This window comes from Marinobacter bryozoorum (assembly GCF_023156245.1).
Lineage (GTDB): Bacteria > Pseudomonadota > Gammaproteobacteria > Pseudomonadales > Oleiphilaceae > Marinobacter > Marinobacter bryozoorum.
The window spans coordinates 1-753 of the sequence record NZ_JAKZAH010000120.1 but is presented as its reverse complement, the minus strand read 5'-3'; the positions used below and the strand labels follow the sequence as shown (position 1 = coordinate 753).

General features: G+C 64.4%; 1 protein-coding gene and 1 pseudogene. Both read right to left on the bottom strand.

The features are described 5' to 3' along the window. On the bottom strand, positions 1–503 hold a 503-nt coding region (locus tag MLC59_RS20280; RefSeq protein WP_248237329.1), incomplete at its 3' end, for an ATP-binding protein. Positions 504–517: 14 nt separating this feature from the next. Continuing rightward, positions 518–753 (bottom strand): annotated as a pseudogene (locus MLC59_RS20275) (IS21 family transposase); the annotation flags it as partial.

Sequence of the window (753 nt, the reverse complement as noted above, 5' to 3'; positions counted from 1 at the left end):
TCGTCCAGGATCAGCAGGTCGGTTTTCAGCAACTGGTTCATCAGCCGGGCGTAGCTGCCGTCGCCGTGGGCAATGCGTACCTGCTCGAACAGGCGGGGCACTCGCAGGTAACGCACCGAGAGGCCCTGCCGGCAGGCCTGGTTGCCCAGGGCACACGCCAGCCAGGTCTTGCCGCAACCGGTCGGCCCGGTGATGCACAGGTTCAGGGATTGGCGGATCCAGTCACAGCTGGCCAGTCCAGCCATGCGAGAGCGCTCCAGCCCTCGTGGGTGGCGGTAGTCGATGTCTTCAATGCAAGCCGGCACGCGCAGGCGAGCGGCTTTGAGCAGCCGGTCCAGCCGGCGATTTTCCCGGTGCAGCACTTCGCGATCCACCAGCAGGGCCAGGCGCTCCTCGAACGCCAGGTCGTGGGTTTCGGGCTGAGCCCGCTGTTGTTCCAGAGCATCGCACATGCCCGTCAGTTTGAGTTGGCGCAGGGTATCGAGGGTGTTTTGAGTCAGCATCGGTTTCTCCGGGATCAGTGGTAGTAGCGAGGGCCACGAACGTTGGTGTGAACAGGCAGATCTGTCAGCTCCGGTTCTTCCTCGGCCAGCGGCAGGGGGAGCTGGTCCAGCCCCTGCTTCAGGATCGAGGTGATGCTCTGGTAACTGGCCGAGTTGATGGACAGGGCCCGGGCACAGGCCTGTTCCAGGCGATCACGGCTGTAGCGCCGACTCAGATTCAACAGGCCCAGGCAGGCGCGGTAGCCGTGCT